This is a genomic window from Aureliella helgolandensis (assembly GCF_007752135.1).
Lineage (GTDB): Bacteria > Planctomycetota > Planctomycetia > Pirellulales > Pirellulaceae > Aureliella > Aureliella helgolandensis.
In genome coordinates this window covers 6962699-6981635 of sequence record NZ_CP036298.1, presented here as the reverse complement: position 1 = coordinate 6981635, position 18937 = coordinate 6962699, and the positions used below count along the sequence as shown (strand labels likewise).

General features: G+C 56.5%; 12 protein-coding genes. 5 read left to right on the top strand and 7 right to left on the bottom strand.

What is annotated here, in order from left to right; translation table 11 throughout:
* Window positions 1–97: 97 nt before the first annotated feature.
* Window positions 98–1354 carry a M16 family metallopeptidase gene (locus Q31a_RS24705; protein ID WP_145083876.1) on the top strand — a complete coding sequence of 419 codons (1257 nt, stop codon included), beginning with the start codon at window positions 98–100 and terminating at the stop codon, window positions 1352–1354.
* Window positions 1329–2552: a M16 family metallopeptidase gene (locus Q31a_RS24700; RefSeq protein WP_145083873.1), complete on the top strand. Its 1224-nt coding sequence runs from the start codon at window positions 1329–1331 to the stop codon at window positions 2550–2552. Before Q31a_RS24705 ends, Q31a_RS24700 begins: the two co-directional genes overlap by 26 nt.
* On the opposite strand, the gene Q31a_RS24695 is transcribed toward Q31a_RS24700, so the two are convergent.
* The 3 genes from Q31a_RS24695 to Q31a_RS24685 form a co-directional block, all read right to left on the bottom strand.
* Window positions 2549–3424: a polysaccharide biosynthesis/export family protein gene (locus Q31a_RS24695; protein ID WP_145083870.1), complete on the bottom strand. Its 876-nt coding sequence runs from the start codon at window positions 3422–3424 to the stop codon at window positions 2549–2551. The genes Q31a_RS24700 and Q31a_RS24695 overlap by 4 nt on opposite strands.
* 21 nt (window positions 3425–3445) lie before the next feature.
* Window positions 3446–7264, bottom strand: a complete 3819-nt coding sequence (locus tag Q31a_RS24690; RefSeq protein ID WP_197355637.1) for an AsmA-like C-terminal region-containing protein — start codon at window positions 7262–7264, stop codon at window positions 3446–3448.
* 246 nt (window positions 7265–7510) lie between these two features.
* A complete protein-coding gene (locus Q31a_RS24685) occupies window positions 7511–8998 on the bottom strand; it encodes a hypothetical protein (protein ID WP_145083864.1) in 1488 nt (495 codons plus the stop codon).
* 125 nt (window positions 8999–9123) lie between these two features.
* Here Q31a_RS24685 and Q31a_RS24680 point away from each other — a divergent pair, with 125 nt between their 5' ends.
* Together Q31a_RS24680 and Q31a_RS24675 are read left to right on the top strand one after the other, a co-directional pair.
* Entirely contained in the window at window positions 9124–10017 is an 894-nt protein-coding gene (locus Q31a_RS24680; RefSeq protein ID WP_145083861.1) for a phosphoribosylaminoimidazolesuccinocarboxamide synthase, read from the top strand.
* A gap of 135 nt (window positions 10018–10152) precedes the next feature.
* A complete protein-coding gene (locus Q31a_RS24675) occupies window positions 10153–11418 on the top strand; it encodes a TCR/Tet family MFS transporter (RefSeq protein ID WP_145083858.1) in 1266 nt (421 codons plus the stop codon).
* A gap of 480 nt (window positions 11419–11898) precedes the next feature.
* Here Q31a_RS24675 and sucD read toward each other — a convergent pair whose 3' ends face one another.
* The 3 genes from sucD to Q31a_RS24660 all read right to left on the bottom strand — a co-directional run bounded on the left by sucD (window position 11899) and on the right by Q31a_RS24660 (window position 15792).
* Window positions 11899–12777 carry a succinate--CoA ligase subunit alpha gene (sucD, locus tag Q31a_RS24670; RefSeq protein WP_145083855.1) on the bottom strand — a complete coding sequence of 293 codons (879 nt, stop codon included), beginning with the start codon at window positions 12775–12777 and terminating at the stop codon, window positions 11899–11901.
* Between the two features lie 72 nt (window positions 12778–12849).
* Window positions 12850–14046 (bottom strand): ADP-forming succinate--CoA ligase subunit beta, encoded by a 1197-nt coding sequence (gene sucC / locus Q31a_RS24665; RefSeq protein WP_145083852.1) that lies wholly within the window; start codon window positions 14044–14046, stop codon window positions 12850–12852.
* 360 nt (window positions 14047–14406) lie between these two features.
* Entirely contained in the window at window positions 14407–15792 is a 1386-nt protein-coding gene (locus tag Q31a_RS24660; RefSeq protein ID WP_145083849.1) for a sigma-54-dependent transcriptional regulator, read from the bottom strand.
* A 394-nt stretch (window positions 15793–16186) separates the two neighbouring features.
* On the opposite strand from Q31a_RS24660, the gene Q31a_RS24655 reads away from it, so the two are divergent.
* Window positions 16187–16828, top strand: a complete 642-nt coding sequence (locus Q31a_RS24655; protein WP_145083845.1) for a response regulator — start codon at window positions 16187–16189, stop codon at window positions 16826–16828.
* A gap of 577 nt (window positions 16829–17405) precedes the next feature.
* Here Q31a_RS24655 and Q31a_RS24650 read toward each other — a convergent pair.
* A complete protein-coding gene (locus Q31a_RS24650) occupies window positions 17406–18827 on the bottom strand; it encodes a DUF1598 domain-containing protein (protein WP_145083842.1) in 1422 nt (473 codons plus the stop codon).
* Between the last annotated feature and the right edge of the window lie 110 nt (window positions 18828–18937).

Here is an 18937-nt window from a genome sequence, read left to right as displayed (position 1 = left end):
CCCTTGGACAAAGGGCGATGAGCGACGTCCGCAGTCGAGGCGGTGTGAGGCAGCACGAGTCTCGTGAACGGTTTCTCCTAGACGTCTTAGGCATCGCATGAATCAAGAGCTGCTCTACCGCAAGTTCGACAATGGCTTAGTGTTACTCGGCGAGCATATGCCCTGGTTGCGTTCGGCAGCCTTTTCACTCCATCTACCAGCAGGGACTTGTTACGAGCCCAATGGGCTGGATGGGCTCTCTGGCATGACCAATGAAATGGTCCAGCGAGGGTGCGGCGAACTTGACAGCCGCCAGTTCTTGGAGCGGCTGGATGAGCTGGGGGTTGAACGCGGTAGTTCCATCACCACCAATCACAGCTCCTTTAGCTGTGCAATGCCGCGTGAAGTACTCCCTGAAACCTTGGGGCTCTACAGCGATTTGGTTCGTACACCACATCTGCCGGCCGACCAATTGGACGATGCGCGCCAGCTAAGTCTCCAGGACTTGCGAGCCCTGGATGACGAGGCCTCGCACCGCTGCTTTAGTGAGCTGAAACGCTTCCGATATCCGCTCCCCTTTGGCCGTATCTCGCAAGGCACGCGCGAAGGCTTGGCAGCGATCGACCATCAGAAGATGCACCACTTTTTTCAGGATACCTACAAGCCGGCGGGAAGCATCCTGGCGGTGGCTGGGAATTTTGATTGGACGCAGGTTTGCGATTTGGTCGAAGCGCGGTTGGGGGATTGGACCGGCGCACCTCCTCGAGAGTTGCCTGAGTTGAAGCCCAATTATGGTAGCCGGCATGTGGATCATTCCACCAATCAAATTCATCTTGCCCTAGCCTACGAATGTGAACCCTACGAGAGTCCCGAGTACTACGAAAGTCGTGCGCTGGTGGGGGTCTTGAGTGATGGCATGAGCAGTCGGTTGTTCACCGAGGTCCGCGAGAAACGTGGCTTGGTCTATTCGGTGTTTGCCACCTGTTTTTCATTGGCGGGATTGGGCAGTGTCTTGTGCTACGCGGGTACCACTACCAATCGAGCAGAGGAAACTCTGCAAGTCTTGTTGGAAACGATATTTTCGTTGCGTGATGGAATCACGGTGGATGAGCTTGAGCGATTGAAGTACCGCATTAAGAGCTCGCTTGTCTTTGAGCAAGAGTCTTCGGCCGCCCGCAGTAGTCAGATTGCCAGTGATTGGTTTTATCTGGGGAGAGTGCCCACGCGTGAAGAGGTGTGTGCCAGAGTTGATGCATTGACCTGTGAGGGACTGCAGCAACATTTTTGTGAGCATTTACCCAAGAATTTTTCGCTCGTGACTGTTGGGTCACAAGCACTGGAGCTGCCGGATGGAATTGCTAACGCACAAGTCTGAATCGGGACCTGAGATTGTCGTTCTCCAGGATCCCACTGCGTTTACAACGTCACTGGGTTGGTTTGTCGATACCGGTGCGCGCGATGAGCAACCCGGAGTGGCGGGGGTAAGCCATTTCCTGGAGCACATGGTGTTTAAGGGAACCGAGCGGCGAACTGCCGCCGAAGTGAATCGCGAACTCGACCACCTGGGGGCGCATTCAAACGCTTACACTTCCGAGGACTCTACGGTCTTCTATGCCTCCGTTTTGCCAGAATGCCAAGCGCATGCCGTGGATCTACTGACCGATATTATGCAGCCCCTGCTGCGTGAGGAAGATTTTGAGACGGAGCGTCAGGTGGTCCTAGAGGAGATCGCGATGTACGACGATCAGCCTCCCTACGGTGCCTTTGAGAAAGCCAGTGAACTTTTTTTCGGAGAGCATCCACTGGCGACGCGCGTCTTGGGAAGTTCCGAGACCGTGGCCGATATGACCGTATCGCAAATGCATGAGTATCATCGCGGCCGCTATACCAAGGACAACATGTTTTTGATCGCGAGCGGCAAAGTCGATATGTCGCAGTTGATCGAGCATGTTTCGAAGGTTTCTGAGAATTGGCCGGCCGAATCGCAGCCTCGAGTCAACTTGCCAGCCAATTATCATAGCGGCTCTGCCGTGATCGAGCGTGAGTCAAGGCATCAGCATTATGAAGTCCAGATGTGGCCGGGCCTGAGTCGCAATGATCCGCGGCGGTATGCTCTGCGCATGCTGTGCACGATCCTGGCAGACGATACCGGAAGCCGCCTGTTTTGGGAGTTGATCGATACGGGCCGAGCCGAAACGGCTGCGATCTGGCCTCAATTCTTCGGGGACTGCGGTTGTTTGGCCGGCTACCTGTGTTGTGCACCGGAGGATGCCACCGAGAATTCGAAGATCATCCAACGCGTGCTCGCGGAAACCTTGCGTAACGGGGTGACTGAAAAGGAATTGGGACTGGCTCGCAATAAGGTTTCAAGCAGCCTTATCCTCTCGGACGAAAAACCGTCCAATCGTCTCTTCGCCGTAGGGCAAGCTTGGTTGAACCGCCGCAGCTATGAACCACTGGACGTCGTGCTCGCCCGCTATGCGGCGGTGACCCCCGAAGATGTGATGCAAGTCGCCGCCGAAACGTTGGGCAGAGAACCGGTCGTGGTCCAAGTCGTGGGAACCCAAGACTAATATTGACGGCATTGTGGACAACTTCTTTGGGCTGACCAGGGGACGCTCTGCTTGATGTCTTCCCAGATACTCAGGCTGGGGACGTAAATGCGATCTCCAGGTTGCAGTTGGTAGTTCGTGGCGGTATCACCGAGTTGCAGGATCTGGTGATAGCAGACCGGCAGGATCAACCGCTCTTGTCCACTCGGTTGTGGTCGTGTGAGAATGACCTTGTGCTCGTTGGAGCGAGTCGAAAGGCCTCCCGCTAGGATAAGTGCATCCAGGACGGTTTCACTACCGGCAATGGGGTAGGAACCTGGCGCGTTGACTTCACCCATGACGTACACCACTCCACGTTCTTGGCTGACCAAGCGAACGGTCACCCCGTAGTCTTCGGCTTCCTCCGCTTCCCTGCCCGCCTGACTGCTATGGGATGCTAGGCCGATTTTCGCATGACGTTTCGCGGTTTCTTGTTGGAGAACTGACTGTTGAACCTGTTGCTGGATGTCTGGGACACTTAAGCCAACCACTTGCATGCGCCCGTAACCTCCCAAATCAATCGTCCCATCCTGCTGGACGGTATGGTCGCTGGGGACCTGGACGGGAGAGTTGAAGTCGTTGGGTTCAATAACTAACACATCCCCTGCTTCGACCCGGTGGGGTTGAAGGGGCGCTTTTGCCAATTCCGAAGCGACATCCTCGCGATGGCCTGCATTTTGTCGGATCTCGGCTACGTCATGCAGCATGTAGTTGGCGCCGGCCGCGATCGGTAGGCCTAGGGATGCGGCCGTGCGACAACCGATGGTGAGGACAACAATAGTTAGCAGAGCCAGCGTTGGCACGGAGCTCCACCCTCGGTTCCATCGGTTTTTCTGTGGCTGGGTGTGTGGCATCGAAATGTTCCTGCGTATTGATTAGCGAGTGGATTTGTATTGCTGACGGGTTGCCAGATCGGCTGCTTGGCTTCCGAGGGTTCCGGAGATAAACATGCGCAATGCGTCTTGAGATAGTTTCTTGCCTGGTTGCAGGCTCAGCGTCGGCCTAGCGGCGGTGCCGGAGACTTGAACATGGACTACGCGATTTTTCAGTGCTTCGTTGGCTTTCATCAGCAACGCTACGGGGGCGGGGGCCGCCAGCATCAGCGGGGATTGTGCCAGCGAAATCAAACCGTCCGCAGGTCCCGACTGCTGGGTCAACGCCGTGACATCAAAATTGACTCGGCCATCCAGGGAGGACGTGCCGCTCAGCAATACTTGCAGACCACTTTTGGAAACGAATAGATCGTCGACATACACGAGACCACCAGCGATGCGACCATGGACGCTGCCACCGTCCTGCTGCAGGAACGATGGGCCACTTAAAGTGGACAGCTTGAGGAGGGACTGGAATTGGTCGATGCCCGGGATCTCAAGCGATTGGAGCTGTGTTAGCTCGATGGCGAACCGGCCCTGCAAATCGTTGGCCGTGTTGGCGCGTTGCGCCTGGATGTAGACGTCGCCAGAGACCGTGCCCGCGTTGATGGCTTTGCCGCGCAAGAGCTGCGCGGTATCGATTTGACGGAGTTCCGCATGGGTGTTGGTACTGGCCATGCCATTTGCAAAGCTACCGTCGGATGTCACGGAGATCGTGCCTCGGCCCAAGTGGATTGTGCCACCCCGGCATTGCCACCGGACCTGTTGGGAGGCAAGCTGGAGAGAGCACTCGATCGGCATGCGCACCTCCTGCACCACCACCTCGTGCATGGTTAGGTTGTTGGCATGCAATTTCAAGGAGGCGGTGGTGGTGTTTCCCAAGCGGCCTTGGACCGCAACGGAGCCAGTGCCACTGATCGATCGTGCAAGGCTTCGCACGGGAGCTGCAGCGCGGCGCAAGTTCACATGCTCAGCACCCATTCGGAACGAGCCGGAGAGCGGTGAGGTCAGGTCGACCTCGGCGGCTCCCGATAGGCTCCCTCCGAAACATTGTCCATCCAGGTTGTGAAGGACGAGGCGTTGCGGGTGAAGCGACGCGGAGCCCTTAACCCGTTGTGAGAGTGAAGCTCGATTCCAGCGAATGTTCTCCGCGGAAAAGTCGAGAGAGGCCAGCAACCCCTTGCTGGCGGTAGCGGCCGTTCGTTCGGCGGAAAAGTGGATCGCACCACGCAAGGGGCGCAGCGCACCGGAGGGATCTGCGATGGGCAGTGCGCGGTCGAGCTTGAGTGAAGTGGCTCGAAGTAGGCCAAACACAGGCAAGCGTTGCAGGGCCAGAGGTTCGCGTTGCGACCAATCCCAAACGTCAGCCAGTTTGGCGTCCGCATCGATCGCGAGTTGGCCCTCGAACGCACTACCTGCCGCACCCAGCGACACTCGCCCGTTTTCAACCCGCAAGACGGTCGTATGCAGGTCAAGAGGAATGCCTGCTACCGAGGCGTTTTGGGTAGCTCCCCAGCCGGTCGCATCCAACGAATCCCAATCTCCAAGGGAATGGAGTTCGAGGGCGCCCGAGACCGTTCCTCCTAGGGGAAGCGGCGTGGTGGACGCGCCCAGGGCGATCAATCGACTGAGCGCAGCGTCTTGTAAGCTGGCCCGGACCTGTGCTTTCGTCCAATCCAAACTTTGCATCGATGCGTCCACCGCATAGGTGCCCCCTAGAAAGGAACTCGACTGGCTATGCAAGTTTGCACCTTGCGCGGTGGCGTCCCAAGTCAGCTTCGCATCGCCGATTTTCGCACCGGCATAGGCGGCGTCGCTGATTTGCATATCACCGCCCGCTTGGAAATTCAGTCTCTGAAGATCGACACGCACGGCGCCCGTCGTGTGGACTGCCCCAGCTATGGGTAGGGGACGACTCGAGGCACCGGCGGCCAGTTCTCCGATGTCGTGCAAGGAGATCGGGCCAACGGTGAATCTGACACCCGCTGAGCTGCCGCTCTGGCCGGCAGCCGATGCATTCGTTGGTTCGCTCAAGTGTCCTTGACCGGTAATCTTGCAAATCGTATTCCGCCAACGTATCGTACAGGGGGATAGCTGAAGCTCGCCGGCGTCCAATGCCGCGCGCGTGCTGAAGTCGCTAAGTGGTTCGCCAGCAATTGACAGATGCTGGATCTCCAGGTCGACGGCTGCACGCCAGTGGCGTCGATTCTGTAGATCGGCGATCGGAAGCGTTGCTCGCAAGCTGCTGGTCAACTTGGCATTGTCGGACAGACGCACATGGTTCACGATGCAATTGGCCGGGCGATGCACCGCCTGGGCGACCGACAACTCCACGGCCCTGCAGTCTATGGAGACTTCACCGTCGCGCAGTGAAGCTGTCGCAGTGAGGGGAGCAACGATCAAGCCTTGGCTGGAAATTTCGCTCGCTTGCACACTCCCTTGGGCAGCATACGTCTGCAAGTCGGTCAGCGTTTCCAATGGAATGGTGCCTGAGGCTTGCCACCCCAATCGCCCGGTAGCCGCCCCCAGTGCATAGCGCTCTGCCACCGATTGCAATGCGACACCGTCGCTGGCTGTTTCCAGGGTGAGCACTCCGACCAAGGCCTGAGCTCGATTCGGCGCATAGCTACCGGTGCAATTTAGGTGAGTGGCTACGTCGTCCACGGGAACTCCGTCGACACGGATGTTGGCAAGTGTTTGTGCGAGGTCGGCCTGGAAGTTCAACAACTTGTTGTGGTAGACGAGTTGGGCATTGCCGTTTGTCGTGGCGATTGCTTCCACCGGGATTTCGAAGCCAAGCATCTGAGCGAGTGGTTGTAGTTCAACGTCGGAGAGGCGGAACGTGCCGGTTGCCTGAGGAGTCTCTGTGGTCAACGAAGCTGTTGCATCGCAAGCAATGTTTCCATGCGTTAAGGCGCCAGCCAGTTGGACGGTTGCGAGTCCCTCTAGCAGGCTTCCGTTAAATTGGATTTCGCGAGACAGCAGTCCACAGGAAGCGGAATGGAAATCCGAGATTCTCCCGTTCAGCGCCATGGAATGTTTCAGTAAATTGAATTCGCCTGCCGGGTGCTGCGCCCGAAGTTGGCCTTCCAGGGTGACGCGCGTAGCGGGAATATCAAAAGCTGGGAGCAAGGGAAATTTAGCGATGTCTTTCGAATTGAGCTGCAGGGGACGCAGGATCGCGAGGGAACTGCCGGAAAGGTCATCGGGGGATAGCTGGCTTTGGAAATGCAGCTTGCTGCCCAGAAGGTCGGTGATTTCGCCTCGTATTCTAATTTGCTGCTCAGCCTGGATTGAGAGACTTGCCCCACGGACAGCGAGCGGTGTGCGATCGGTTTGATGAATGATAAGGCTTGCTTGCCTTACCAGCAGTGCTCTGAAAGGTAGTTTGAGTGGGAGGGAGTTGCCGTTCTGGCCGGTCGATGTCGTTGGGAAATGATTGAGAAACGCTCCGTCTGCGTCGAAACGAAGATGCAGTGTTGGCTCCCGCAGGACGATCGAGTCGAACCACTGCCCCGATCTCCAGCCGCCCCAAAGATTGGTGGCTACGCTGATACGCTCTATGTGAACCTGCGTCGTCTCGTCGAGTGCCTTTTCCAGGATCGACAACTGCTCCAGTTCGATGGTCCGCCAGCCGATTTCAATCTGTTGCAGGTGAACTGTATTCCCCAAGACATAGCTGCCAATGCGTTCAATGGCATGTCGTGCAATCCAATTGCGACCTAAGCAGAGGAGCGCGACGATCAGGCACAGACTGACCAGGCAAAATTGCCGAAGTCTGCGCAGACGTGGATGCCTGTTTAGATTGAAGGGATTGAACAACAGTCGCCTCTCCGTGGCGTTGGGCGACTTGCAACGCGTTTTCCCCGGCCAGAAAACAGGGGCGCTGATGCTACAAAGTCGGAATCTAGCCGGACCGATTCTGCTTCCGGCGCGGAACGCAGGATGGATCTGCTGGGCCATAAGCCATGTGGAACCATCTCGGCCAACACCTCTAGTACCAAATCTTGGGTAGAGGATGCTACAGAGCTTCAGGGGGCCCACGTGGACAGCGAGGCTGGTGACGGCCTAGTGTAGGTAGGTGCGTCTGAGATCTAACATGTTGCGGAGCAACGGTTTAGCTTTTCCGTCGACGCCCCAAAGTCCACTGGCGCCTCCGGCCTTGGGAACTCGGTCGCTCAGATTATCCCAAATCACCGCATGGACGGCTGGCTTGCAAAGGAGCAAGCGGGTGAGCAACTCGGGGGAGACGAAGTTGATGGGGGCTCCCGTAGATGAGGCGGCTGGCGTTTTCCAGCCAGCGGTGGAACTGGAGGACTGGGGGCCCTGAGGCGTGTGGGTAGGGCAACTCAGGTGAATCATGAGCGGCAAACCGAGCATAGCCCAGCGATCGACCAGGCGGCTAATGTCGATGGGATCTCGCGGGAAGGAAAGTCCAGGCTCTGTGCCGAAGGAGAGGTCAAGAGCCAGGCCGCTGAGTCCCAAGTCGGCTCGAATCAAGGCATCTGCAAAGTGGAGTGGCGAGATACCGTTGGGTTCGTCCCGCAAGTATTCGCTCCAAGGTTGATCGATGGTGAGCAGCACTGGGGAGCGTTCGTCGGCGCGACGGACCGTCTCGATGAGCGCCACGGCCATTCGTAGCACTTCTTCGTCGCTCCAGTTCATGTCACCTGGGACGTTCAAACCAGCCGCACAATTCCAAACATGCGTTTTACCTCGGTAGCGCTCAACGCACCTCGCGGCGTGCTCACAGGAGACTTCCAGCACCTTCTCGAACTCGGCGTCCAACAGCACCATCCACTGGGGGAGTTGCCCCTTGCGGAAGTTGACCAACGGACCGACGCAGACGCGTTTACCGACGTTGGCCGCCCATTCGACCTGTTGATCGAAGTGCGAAAAATCAGTTTTTCCGGAACTCAACTCGACCCGTCCCAATTCGACGGGCACACTGACTAGGTTGAAAGCCGAGTTGAGGGCATCGCCAATGCTGGTGAGTGAGACTTCCGGTTGGAGTCTGGCACCGAGCAGCGTTGCCAAGCGGCCTTCGGTCGCCCGCCGCGAATCGAGCGCTTGGGTGCTGAATGTATCGCACAGAGCGACGGACGCCTGCAGGGATTGGTCAATGGCGTTCTGAGCGTGCGTATGTTGCTGCTTTGATTGGGCGGGAGCGGTCAAGCCCTGCAGCAAGTAATCGAGAGCCTGGTCGGCGAGCGGCAAGAAGCCATCGGGAAATTTAAGGCCGATGCGCTGCCACTCGTAGGCTTGATTTTTGAGTTGGTGGACGGTTCCACGGGCGACTTCCACCCCCAAGTTGTAAAGCTTGGGAGAAAGTCGCAAACTCGTGGTTGCCAAGCAAACATTGCCCAAAGCGGTGGTGGGCCACACGATGTTTAATTTGCCTGACTCGTCAATTTCCCTACCGATGCTAAACTGTTCGCCTTGCAGGCGGTGGTGGCAATGCCAAGGAATTCCCTCGATCCCGGTTAGGTAGGCGGTGTTCCATACGCGAGGATCGAACTCCTCAGCTTGGGAAGTATGGAAGTGCAAGTCACCCATGCGGGAGCGGCTTTCAAAACATCAGTTATCAATGGTTGCGGTGCAGGAATGGCGAATCTACAGCAACATGGCAATTGATTCAATAAAACAAAAGGCATGATCAAGATTTTGATAGGAGCTTTTCGATGGGCAGCGAATCGGCAGTAGTCTCGACCGCCTTAAACTATCCTCGTCGGCAGGGGAAGGTGCGCGATGTGTATGACCTGGGAACCTCTCTACTGATTGTCAGTACGGATCGAATCAGTGCCTTCGATTGGATTCTGCCCGGGGGAATCCCTCGCAAGGGTGTTGTGCTTACCCAAATTAGTCGTTTCTGGTTCGAGCGGCTGCAGGTCGAGCACCACTTGCTGTCCACGGACCTGCCTGCCGATCTGGATGTGACTGGGGAGCAACGCGCCGAGTTAGCGGACCGGGTAATGGTCACAAAAAAAGCACAGGTGGTGCCCTATGAATGCGTCGTGCGTGGCTTCTTGGAGGGCTCGGGATGGCTAGAGTATCAGCAGACAGGTAAGGTCTGTGGGGTCCCCCTGCCTGCTGGACTGCGACAATGCGATCGCTTGCCAGAACCCATCTTTACCCCCGCGACGAAAGCCGAAGCGGGGCACGATGAGAATGTTTCCTTTGAGACGATGGCTGCCGATATTGGTCTCGAACTGGCCACGGAACTTCGAGAGAAGAGCTTGGATGTCTACCGGCAAGGGGCCCAGTGGGCCGAGTCCAAGGGTATTATTATTGCGGATACGAAGTTTGAGTGGGGATGGTCTGACGATCGCTTGATCTTGATTGATGAAGTCCTGACCCCCGATAGTTCACGGTTCTGGCCGGCCGATTCCTACACGCCGGGGCGGTCGCAGCTGTCTTTCGATAAGCAGTTTGTACGCGAATGGTTGATGGAATCCGACTGGGATCGCAATAGCCCCCCCCCTGCACTTCCGCCCGAAGTCATCGCTCAAACCAGCCAAAAATATGAGAGTGTTTACTCCTTGTTGACTTCTCGGCAGCTTCCGCAGCCCGGGTAGTGTTCTGCCGCAAGATATTTGGGATGAAAAACTGTTCTAATCAGCCCTCGGACGCGTCGTTGATGCGTCTTGCATTGAGATCGTAAAATACGTTTTCGCAGGTTTTCGACGTGCGATATAGTTAGGAAAACCCACTTGAGTTCCCACACCGACACCCCGGCGACTACGCCCGCGAATCAGCCTCCACGCCGAGCAGCGGTCATTTTCATTTTCATCACCGTCTTGTTGGATGTGTTGTCTTTGGGGCTGATCATCCCTGTGCTGCCCACCATGATCAAGGAGGAGTTCCTGCAGAACGACTTGGCACTGGCAGCCGTCTACGTGGGCTGGTTCGGTACCTTGTGGGCCTTGATGCAGTTCCTCTTCTCTCCGCTAATGGGCGCGATTTCGGACCAATTTGGACGTCGGCCGGTCATTCTGATCTCCTGCTTTGGCCTGGGATTGGATTATGTGCTGATGGCGGTGGCTCCCAACATTGTTTGGCTTTTTGTGGGGCGCGCGCTCTCCGGGATCATGGCAGCCAGCTTCTCCACCGCAGGTGCCTATATTGCGGATGTCACCCCTCCAGAGAAACGCGCCGCTAGCTTCGGCCTGATTGGCGCAGCCTGGGGGATCGGCTTCGTCGTCGGGCCAGCCGTGGGAGGAGGGCTGGGGGAGTATGGTTTGAGGTTACCACTGTGGTTTGCGGCCGGCTTGACCCTGCTCAATGCCTTGTACGGCTACTTCATTCTGCCAGAATCCCTGGCGGTTGAAAATCGCTCTAAATTTTCCTGGAAGAAAGCCAATCCGTTGGGCGCATTGAAGTTGCTTCGCTCCCATGCCGAATTGCTCGGTTTGGCCAGCGTCTTGCTCATCTATCAATTGGCCCACCAAGTCCTGTCCAACGTGTTCGTGCTGTACACGGAACACCGCTATGCCTGGACGCCAAAAACGATTGGACTGACGCTGACTGTCGTCGGAATCATGAGCGTCGTCATGCAAGGCTTTGTGGTGCGAAGAACAGCGGCCAAGCTGGGAGAGTGGCGGATGCTGTTTATCGCCCTGATTTGTGGCGGTATCGGCTATAGCATCTACGGGCTAGCCGCGACGGGCGGCATGTTCTGGGCAGCAATTCCCGTCTTCGCCTTTGTCGGCTATTTTTCTCCCGCCATTCAAGGCCTGATGACTCGCCGAGTGAATGCTTCGGAACAGGGGCAATTGCAGGGCGCCAACAGCTGCCTCATGGGGATCGCTGGTATGCTGGGACCAGTCATGTTCACGAACGTGTTTTCAAAGGGGATCCAGAACCCTATCGGCGAACTGCCGGGCGCCCCATTCTTTTTGGCGGCAGGGCTACACGTTACCGCTATCGTGGTGGCACTGGTGATCATGCGCCGCAGTCGCAAAATGGCCGAGGCCTGAGGCCTCAGGCCTCGCGTGCATGCATAGGCTATGGCAAAGCTCTGATTCAAAACTCTTTGGATGCAGGCGACGCGTTGTGCTCGGTGCTCTGGCAGTGGAGCAAATGCTGACACCGGTGATGAGTTTTCCGAAAGGGCCATGGCATGCCTCGCTGGATTGCCGATTTTCCTAGCGAGTTCGGAAAAAAGTGTCCGACACCAAAAGCCGGAACGGCCCTTCGGGTGCTTTGCACTTTTGGTGTCGGACACTTTTTTCCGGGCAACCCGAAAATTAAGCTTTGACAATGCGCTAGCTAGCTGTGGCGGAACTTCCTGGAGCGGCGATGACAAAATGTCTTTGGTGAGGTTCATGCGTCCGGCAGCCAGCACGAATGCCCAGCTCTGGTGAACCACAAGCGCTCGCGAGCAGAAGTCGTCTTCCACTTGCGAGCGTTTCGACTCGGCATTCGATAGCTTTCACTCTTCCACTGGGAAGCCGGTTCTAGCTAGCGCGACGGATGGCTTCTTGGATCGCTTGTCCCATGTCTGCGGGCGACGGTGCAACGACGATTCCAGCCGCCTCAAGTGCCGCTTGCTTTTCGGCTGCAGTCCCCTTACCACCGGAGATGATCGCACCGGCGTGTCCCATCCGTTTTCCTGGAGGTGCGGTTGCGCCAGCGATGAAGGATGCAACCGGCTTGGTCACGTGCGCCTTGATAAACTCGGCCGCCTCTTCTTCAGCATTTCCACCGATTTCACCAATCATGAGGATCGCCTCGGTTTGATCGTCGGCTTGGTAGAGTTTCAGCAAGTCGATGTAGGAGGTGCCGACAATCGGGTCTCCGCCCAATCCCACGCAGGTGGATTGTCCAAGTCCCAGGTTGCTCGTTTGCCAGACCGCCTCATAGGTAAGCGTACCGCTGCGGCTGATGATGCCGATCTTGCCCGGATTGTGAATGTATCCCGGCATGATTCCGATCTTGCATTCACCGGGGGTGATTAGCCCGGGGCAGTTTGGCCCGATCAGGACCGAGTTGCTGGCACGGACGCGGCGGTAGACTTCCACCATGTCGAGAACGGGCACGCCTTCGGTAATTGCGGCGATGACTTCGATGCCAGCATCGATGGCTTCCAGGATAGCATCGGCGGCGAACGGTGGGGGGACAAAAATCATGGTGGCATTGGCGCCGGTTGCCTGAACGGCCTCTTCGACCGTATCAAACACCGGCAAGCCGGCAGCGGTTTGACCACCTTTGCCCGGCGTAACGCCACCGACCATTTGAGTGCCATAGGCTGCACAGCCGGTGGTGTGGAAAAGACCAGCACTGCCAGTGATGCCTTGGCACAGCACCTTCGTATCTTTATTGATCAGAATGCTCATAACGGATTCAACTGCAAATGAAGTGTTTTGGGATGGGGGGGAAGGAAATCAAGGGACCGAGACCTGCAGGGGTTAACCTGCAACTGCGGCAGCGGCTTGGACAACCTTCTTGGCTGCGTCAGTCAAGTCATCGGCAGTGATCATGGCTAGTCCGCTCTCGGCCAGCATCTTCTTGCCCTCTTCGACTTCGGTTCCTTCCAGTCGGACGACCAAGGGGATGGTGATGCCGATTTCCTTCGAAGCTTCGATGACTGCGGTGGCAATGGTGGTGCAGCGGGCGATGCCACCGAAGATGTTGACCAGCACAGCTTTGACATTGGGATCCGACAGAATGATGTTGAAGGCTTCCACAACTTGTTGCGTCGTTGCACCTCCTCCGACATCTAGAAAGTTGGCAGGCTTTCCACCGTGGTACTTGATAATGTCCATGGTTGACATGGCTAGCCCGGCACCGTTGACCAGGCAACCGATCGTACCGTCGAGCTTGACGTAGGAGAGTCCCGCGTTGCCCGCGCGTACTTCGGCTGGCTCCTCTTCGTTGAGATCTCTCAGCTCTTTGATCTCTGGATGGCGGAACAGAGCATTGTCATCAAACGTGATTTTGGCATCCAACGCAATCATCTCACCCGACTTGGTGATGACGAGCGGGTTGATCTCGGCCATGGAGCAATCAAGATCGACGTAGAATCGGCAGAGGCTCTTCATGAAGTGGTCTGCGGCCCGGGCGGCGGGACCGGTGATTCCGAGTTTTTTGCAGAGTTTTCGGACCTGAAAACTGTGCAGACCCACGGCGGGGTGGAAGTTCTCGCGAAAAATCTTCTCGGGAGACTCCTCGGCGACCTTTTCAATCTCGACCCCCCCCTCGCTGCTGACCATCAGGACTGGCATGGCAGTGGCTCGATCCAGCACGATTCCGAGATAGAGTTCCCGCTCGATGTCGCAGCCCGCTTCGACGATGACTTGGTTGACCAAGGCGCCTTCGGGGCCGGTTTGGATGGTCACCAAGCGGTTGTGCAACATATTCTTGGCGACTGAGGCAGCTTCTTCGGCCGATTTTACCAGTTGAACGCCACGCTGCTCTTCCTGGCCGATAATCGTTCCCTTGCCGCGTCCCCCTGCGTGGACTTGGGCTTTGACGACCGCAATAGCTCCCCCTAATGCCTTAAATGCGGCAGCTGCCTCATCGGGAGTGCGGGCAACATGGCTGTCGAGCACGGGAACCGATGCGTTGCGAAAGAGCTGTTTGCCCTGGTACTCATGTATCTTCATTGTGGGACTATCCAGTCGAGAGAGCTCGCGCAGGAGGCGAGTGTGAAGGTGTCGCGGCGATATCCAGCGATCAATCGAAAGGGATTATAAAGCCCACAACGCAACTGAAAAAGTAGCCGTCGGTGGTCTCCCGGAGCGGCTCGCCTGGCAATCGACCTGAATTACCTCGACTTGAGGCGGGGGACGTGCGGGAGCTGAGGGGGCACAACCGCCATTGGCCTCCGCTTGGATGCAGCCCAAGCCGCTCGTTTCGCGTCAGATTCCAGGGCCTTAAGTTGCTTGGGCCCCTGCGGGAACGCCCGAGAAGAAAGAGAGTGACGGACGCCCTGCCGGAGAGAGGACGCCACGCCGTATTCGAAGCTAGTCTTGGAACTGCAAGCCTTCGATACCCAGTCGCTTCATCTTCTTATACAGCGTGGTGCGATTAATTCCCAGCTGCTCAGCGGTCAGGTTTCGGCTGAAGCTGTTGGCCCGCAAGACATCGAGGATGATCTGTCGCTCTGGGCCTTCCAGGGCTTCGCGTAGCGTTTGTCCCTTGGTGATCGAGCATAGGTTATGGCGCGGCGTTGACGCACTGAGTAGGGCGGATGGGAGGAGGTCGATGCCGATGTCGCGCGTCTTGGTTAGAAGCACGGCGCGTTGGACCACATTCTCTAATTCTCGAATATTTCCCGGCCAAGCGTATCCCATCATGGTTTCCACGGCTTCGTCGGTGAAGCCGTCGACCTCTTTGGTTACCTCTCGCAGGGACTTCTGCAGGAAATGCTCGATGAGCAAGGGGATGTCTGATGTTCGCTCGCGGAGCGCCGGCAGTTCGATGTGAATGACGTTGATGCGGTAGTACAGATCCTGGCGGAACTTCCCCTCGGCTACCGCTTGCTCAAGGTTTTCATTGGTTGCCAAAATGCAACGGGTATCGACTGCAATGGTTTCATTGCCCCCGACCGCTTCGAATTGAAACTCTTGCAATACACGCAGCAGTTTGATTTGCATGGCAACCGACGAAGTACCAATCTCGTCGAGAAAGATCGAGCCTGTATCTGCGTGCTGGAATTTTCCAATCTTGGCTGTATTGGCACCCGTGAAGGCATTCGAGGTGTGGCCGAATAGCTCTGACTCGAGCAGGTTATCAGGCAGCGCACCACAGGCGACTTCGACAAATGGCCGCGTCTTGCGACTGCTTCGGCGATGAATCGCACGGGCAATCATCGACTTACCTGTCCCGTTTTCACCCGTGATGAGGATCGTCGCTTTCGTATCAGCGACGCTGTTGATTACATCAAAGATCTCCACCATTCGCGGGTCATGGCTGAGGATGTTTTCCAAACCCGAGCGTCGGTCGAGCTCGTGTTTCAGTCTTTGGTTTTCTTCGACGATCTGCTTTTGATCCGCCGCGCGGCAGAGAGTTGTGAGCAGCTCCTGGTCGATGATTGGCTTGGTGAGCAGATCAAACGCGCCCGCTGCTACTGCTTCAACGGCCGAGTCGGGAGCCGCGTAGCCCGACATCATCACAATGGGGGTGTCAATGGACTTCTGCTTGCACCAGCTCAGGAGTTCGAAGCCATCGGGACCGTCGAGATTGACGTCCACCAGGCACAGATCTGGCCGCTGCTTTTGCAACAAGCGTTGTCCATCGGAAACACTCGTGGCGCAGACCACGCTAAAACCCTGTCCCGATAGCCAATCTTGCATCGAATCGAGTAGCCATTGATCATCGTCAATAATGAGAAGGTTGCGATTGGGCATGGTTTCCGGTCGAAAAACAGGGAGGGTTCAGGTATATTGGGGGAGTATCCACTGCAATAGGGCTGATCGTGACATAGAGTTATGTAGGTCGCGCCTCGTCCTCAAGCAAATTATTTCGTTGCATTTCGGCAACGTGGTGCAAAATTGACGCTAATTGTCACCCTCAATTCCTTATCGGGGGGCTCGACAGGCTTAATGGGCCTTTTTAGGCTGCTAAATCTCTGTTCTACTGATGCGGTATGCCGCGGATTTAGTGGTTGGGTAAGCTTGTGAAGAGAATAGCCACATACAAAACGATATTGCTAGATACCATTACTAATGGTCACCATCCAGAACCCATCGGTGGCGTTGTACAGGGGGTAAGGGCAATTTCTAACAGGACTGGAACAAAGCAGTGAGTATTAAAGTACTAGTAGCAGACGACCATGAAGTGGTTCGGAGCGGCATTGGCACCCTGCTCGGCGGCAGCGAAGTGGAAATCGTTGGGCTGGCAGGAAACGTCGAAGAAACCGTTACGCTGACCGAACAAGTCCGGCCACACGTCGTGTTGCTGGATGTGCGACTGGGAACTGAGGATGGCCTATCGGCTCTGGAGCAGATCCGCTCTAAGGCGCCTGAAGTCTCCGTTGTCATGATGTCCACATACGACAACCCAACCTATGTGGCACGTGCGATCGCTTTGGGAGCGACCGATTACATCCTCAAAGATTCATCCCGAATTGAAGTCTTGGATGCCATCCAACGCGCTGCTCAGAAGGAATTGCCGACTGAGACGAGCATTCTTCGACGTGTCCAAGCGACCATGGAGAAACGCAAAGATCGTTCCGATTCCAAGGATGTCCCACTCACCAACCGCGAGCTGCAAGTACTGCGGCACATTGCGCTGGGATTGAGCAACAAGGAAATAGGAACGTCTCTGACGATCAGCGTGGAAACGGTTAAAGAGCATGTGCAGAACATCCTCCGCAAACTAGATTCAACCGATCGTACCGCGGCTGCCGTCTGGGCTGTAAAGAGTGGCTTGATCGGTCCTTGAGGCTGCTCCCAACTCTCCCTTAACGTATCCAATAAGCCGGTCGCAGATACACGCTGAGTGCGATCTGCCAGTTCTCTCTAAGTGAACCCCTTCCCGCAAGGGGGCTTCGTGGGGCAGGCCGCTTAACGGGCCAACAGGACTGGTTCTTGCGCTTGGTCCTGTCAGGTTGAGCATACCGTCTCAGGTAAGGCCGCATTTCTCGAGGCAGCAGCGGATTGGGCTCGCGGGCAATGGCATCGGCAGTGGCTCCCCAGTCGGACGAGCGATGACTCGGCTACCGACTGCTCTCTCATTCTCTCTGCCACGTCGCGTCACATCACATCACATCACATCACATCACATCACATCACATCACGTCACATCACGTCACATCACGTCACGTCAGACACGTCAGACACGTCAGACACGTCACGCCATTTCGCCTCACCTGCACGTAGCCTTCCCCGCCCCATTCTCAGGTTCAGCACGCAATGACATGCAACCGTTGGTGCAATAAAAAACGGCCCACAACCCGTGGTAGGTTGCGAACCGTTTGGTTATCTTGAATCTTCCCTGCTGGGAAAAATTGGTCTGGGAACTAGTCCCACCACCATTGGCTGTCGTCCAAGCCTTCCAAGCTTGTCTGCTCACGCAGCTTACCAATCTCTCCTGTGGTATCGGCGGTCACGTTCTCAGCATCCAGGGCCTTGCGGGCTTGAATTGTGACACCACCGCCAATGGGAGTGATCAGACGACTTCCCTTCATGACTGCGTTGATCGCCGTTTCGACCTGACGAGGGGCGGGCAGCGTTTCGACGGCCAAGCCATCTTCGCTACTGAAAACTCCCAGGTCCCAGCCGGACGTACCGTAGAAATCCTGCTGTTGGATAAAGGCTGCCGCGATGGACATGTCAACTAGGTTGCGAAGCTGGCTGTAGACGGGATTGACCTCGGAGATGAGGCGAAACTTCTTGGTAAAATCGGTCGTAAAGGCTTGGCTGGCGCGATTGGCACCTCGGCCTGAAGACTTGCGTGTTCCGTCTTGGCCCACCAATTCGTCTTCACCCACCAGCTTCAATCCTTGGCCGACCATTTTCATGGCGTGACGATCTTCACTGGTGGCGATCGCTTCATAGTCGGGCACAAAATACCACCGCACCAAAGCGTTGGTGGAGGTCATGGCGGTCGTCAACCGTGAGACGTAGGTCGACATGGGAACCGGGGGAGCTTCCAGACCAATTCCGATCAACTTCATGCGGTAATCGGCTTCGGTCAGGACGTGGGCAAAGTGCGTGCCGGCAGGAATGCCTTTAATGGTCACGTCGTTCAATCCCAGGCTCTCGCGCAGGCTGTTAACGATCAGTGGGATGTTTCTCTGGTTGAAGGTGCCACCGAGTTGCTGCAGGGTTTGCTGCATCCGGGCCAAACCTTCTTGGGTGGGATCGATCGAAACGCTGATCGTGTTGGCCTTGTCGCCGGTAGGCGAGAAAGCCCGCAGAGCGACGATGAGATCGTCTAGCAAGAGACAGGGATGCCCCGAGTTGACGCCTACCAAACGTCCAACCGCATCCTGGCCGAACCCCTCAGCGGGGCCAGCTAGCACGATATCGCCGGATTCGGGATAAAAGAACACGTATTCAAGGCGGGTCATGCCGGCCAGCGTAATCATCTCGGTTGAAAGGCTTTCTCCCTCGGCGAGCGACTTGGCAACGGCTGCTTCCAGCCGATTCAGCGAGACTTTCCGCATTTTGGAAGGACGAGCCAAGTTGGGAGGCAAGCCCTGGCGAGCGGCATGCAAGCGAGCCATGGTAACCCGCGGGTCGGCTTGGAGGATTCGGAGAACCCCTTGAGGGTCAATCTCCACACCAGCCGCTGCGGTGGTACCTCCGGTGGTATTGTTATTGGCGGTGCCGTTATTGGCAGTGCCATTATTGGCGAGCGCCATGTTGGAACTCGCCAACATCGCCACAGCAATAAACACACCAACAGCCGAGGGAAGTGAATTGAAAAGGCGATGCATCGTATATTTTGCCTTAGGTCGAGAAGATCTGATCCGAACGCCGGAGCGTTTGAACGACTAGCTGTATATGAGACTAATTGCTCTTGAGCCGAAAGGCAACAAAAGCGGTA